The sequence below is a fragment of the Alienimonas chondri genome (assembly GCF_013036045.1).
In the GTDB taxonomy this organism is placed as follows: Bacteria; Planctomycetota; Planctomycetia; order Planctomycetales; family Planctomycetaceae; genus Alienimonas; species Alienimonas chondri.
Map to the genome: position 1 here is coordinate 1 of NZ_WTPX01000279.1, position 3220 is coordinate 3220.

2 protein-coding genes and 1 pseudogene are annotated in these 3220 nt (G+C 67.2%); all 3 read right to left on the reverse strand.

The features are described from left to right. Positions 1-209: pseudogene (locus LzC2_RS20910) on the reverse strand (hypothetical protein); the annotation flags it as partial. A 153-nt stretch (positions 210-362) separates the two neighbouring features. Next, on the reverse strand, positions 363-2276 hold the full coding sequence (gene glgB, locus LzC2_RS20915; protein WP_171189967.1) for a 1,4-alpha-glucan branching protein GlgB: 1914 nt from the start codon (positions 2274-2276) through the stop codon (positions 363-365). Between the two features lie 119 nt (positions 2277-2395). Further along, positions 2396-3220 (reverse strand): hypothetical protein (locus LzC2_RS20920; RefSeq protein ID WP_171189968.1); only part of this gene is annotated, 825 nt, incomplete at its 5' end.

The window sequence follows — 3220 nt, forward strand, 5'->3', positions numbered from 1 at the left end:
GGCGGCGGACCGAGTCGCACCGGCTCGGGCGGCGGGCCGACCGCGATCGCGGCGGGGCCGGGCGTGTCGGCGTCCTTGTTCACCCCCTGATCCGCGTCGACGTCCGCGACGGGATCGACGGCGGCGGGGTCGGCTCGAAAGCAGAACGCTCCCGCGGCGCCCAGCGCCAGCAGGGAAAGCGATAGCCCGATGCGGAGATCCCGGTTCACGGTAAGCGACGGGGAGGGGGAGTGGGGAACGCCCTCCTTGGTGCGCGACAGGTCCGCATCCGATATCGGCCGCCGCGGCGGTCCCCCGTCACCCCATCATCCGCGCGCGGCGAGAAGGGTTCGGGGGCCGTCCGGTTCCTCCCGTCGCATTGATTACCGCGGTCGCTTGGAATCGTTCGACGGCAGCGCCTTCGCCTCGATCGCCTTGGCGGGCCGGGGCGGGATCGCCTGCCCGGTCAGCGCGTCGAACACCACGGCGCCCAGCGGCGGCAGGCTGATCTCCACGCTGTGTTTGTGGCCGTGGGAGGGGATCTCCTCGCTATAAACGCCCCCCTGGTTGCCCACGTTCCCGCCCTCGTAGATGTCCGCGTCGCTGTTCAAGACTTCCTTGTAATATCCCGCGACGGGGACGCCGAGGTGGTAGTTCGGACGCGGAACCGGGGTGAAGTTAAACGCGCACAGCAGATTGCGGGAATGATCCGCGGTCCGCCGCATAAACGCGAGCACGCTGCGGGCGGCGTCGTCCCCGCTGATCCATACGTATCCCTTCGGATCGCAGTCGGTCGCATGCAACGCCGCATGGGTTTTGTAGAGGCGGTTCAGATCACCGAGGAATCGCCGCACGCCGTCATGGTACGGCTGTCCTTCGAGCGCCCAATCAAGCTGGGCGTCGTGATTCCACTCGGTCCATTGGGCGAGTTCGCAGCCCATGAACAGCAACTTCTTGCCGGGGTTGAGCCACTGGTGAGCGTACAGCAGTCGCAGGTTGGCGAACTTCTGCCAGACGTCGCCCGGCATTTTGTTCAACAGCGAGCCCTTGCCGTGCACGACTTCGTCGTGCGACAGCGGGAGCATATAGTTTTCGCTGAACTGATAGACGCTGCGGAACGTCAGCTCGCCCTGATGATAACTCCGATACAGCGGCTCCCGTTCGAAGTATCGCAGGGTGTCGTTCATCCAGCCCATATCCCACTTGAGGCTGAAGCCCAGTCCGCCGTTATAGGTCGGATGGCTCACGCCGCCCCAACTGGTGCTCTCCTCGGCGATCGTCAGGACGCCGGGGAAATCGCGGTGCAGTTCGACGTTCAATTCCTTGAGGAAATCGATCGCCTCCAGGTTCTCGCGGCCGCCGTATTTATTGGGCACCCACTCGCCCGCTTTGCGGCTGTAATCGAGGTACAGCATCGACGCGACGGCATCGACCCGCAGACCGTCGATATGATACTTCTCGATCCAGAACCGGGCGCTGGCCGTCAGGAAGCGACGGACCTCGTCCCGGCCGTAATTGAAGATCAGAGTATTCCAGTCCGGGTGATATCCCTGCCGCGGGTCGGCGTGTTCGTAAAGGCAGGTGCCGTCGAACCGGGCGAGACTGTGGGCGTCCGTCGGGAAGTGGGCGGGAACCCAGTCGATAATCACCCCGATGCCGCGCTGGTGGCAGACGTCCACGAACGCCATGAAATCGTCCGGCGTGCCGAAGCGGCTCGTCGGAGCGAAGTAGCCGGTCGCCTGATAGCCCCACGACCCGTCGAACGGGAACTCCGTGATGGGCATTAATTCCAGATGGGTGAACCCGTACTGCTCGCAGTGATTGCAGAGGGCCTCGGCCAATTCGGCATAGCTGAAATACCGCCGCCCGTCTTTCGGTCGCTTCCAACTGCCCAGGTGCACCTCGTAGACGCTGACCGGCGCCTTGAGCCAATCCGTATCGCGACGATGATCGATCCAGGCGGCGTCCTCCCAGCGGTGGCCGGAAAGGTTCCAGCAGACGCTGGCCGTGTGCGGCGGATGTTGGGCGTAGAACGCGAACGGGTCGCTTTTCTCCAGCAGTTCCCCAGAGCGACTGCGGATCGCGTATTTGTAGCGATCTCCGGGCCCGAAACCGGGGATGAATCCCTCCCAGACGCCGCTGGAGCTGCCCCACAGCTCGTCCGATCCGGGATTCCAGCCGTTGCCGTCGCAGATCACGCTGACGGATTCCGCATTCGGCGCCCAGACGGCGAAGCGCGTACCGGCGACCCCGTCACGGTCCTCGGGATGGGCGCCGAGGTGGTCGTACAGGGCCATGCGGAAGCGGCCGGGGTCTGGAGTGGAACGAGGCGGGCCACGAACGGTACCGCCGGCCGCTTCACCCCCGCAACCGCCGCACGCCGGAGATCGCCCCCTCGACCCCTCCGGGAAGCGCCTCAGCCGGAGAAGGCCCGAAAGATCGTCCTCACCCGCGGCTTCGGAGCGTCCTCCTGCTCGTCCTGCGGCTCCGCCGCGTCGCGGAACGGCGAGTCCGCGTGGGAGGGCTGCGGGGCGTCCGTCGGTTTGGCGTTGGAGATCGCGAAGCCGTCGGCGACGGACTCGGTCATCTCATCCGCGGCGTCCTCGAAGGCCAACGAACGCGGCGGCAGTTTGCGGGGAAGCGAGAGCGTCCGCGGGGCGTCCGGCTCCTCCTCCTCGAACGGCACGACGCGAGACCGCTGCGCCTGCTCAGGTTCGTCCTGGCCGGGTTCGTCGCTCTCCGTCCGTTCGACCGGGGTCGCGACGATCTTCGGGGGCGCGAGCGGCTTCGCCGTCGGCTGAGAGGAACCCGGCGGAGTCGAGATCGGTCGGGGCGGGGCCGGGGCGAGGTGCTGCCACGTCGTCGTGCGGGTCTCCTCCAGGGCCGACAGTTCGGGAGCTTTCGCCGGGGGAACCGGAACCGGGGCGACCGGCGCCGGGGCAGCCTTCGCCGCGCTCGTCGCGGCCGGCCGGTGCACGGTCGGCAGCGGCGAGAGATCTTCGTCGGACGATTCGTCGTCGGACTCCGGCAGCGGGGGCAGGCCGGCGTCCAATCGGGCGAAGCGATCGCGGACGACGACTTCGCGATCGCCTTCCTCCTCCGCGGCGCCCCGCGAGCCGTCCGACAGAACGGCCCGCAGGAACGGCTTGCGGGGGGCGTCTTCCTCGGACACCCCGGCCCCGACTTCAAACGACGCCATCTCCGCCTCCTCGGCAGCGTCCTCGGACAGGAACGGGCGTCG

Coding starts and splice junctions, on each gene's coding strand:
- glgB (WP_171189967.1), bottom strand. CDS start 2,276: ATGGCCCTGTACGACCACCTCGGCGCCCATCCCGAGGACCGTGACGGG.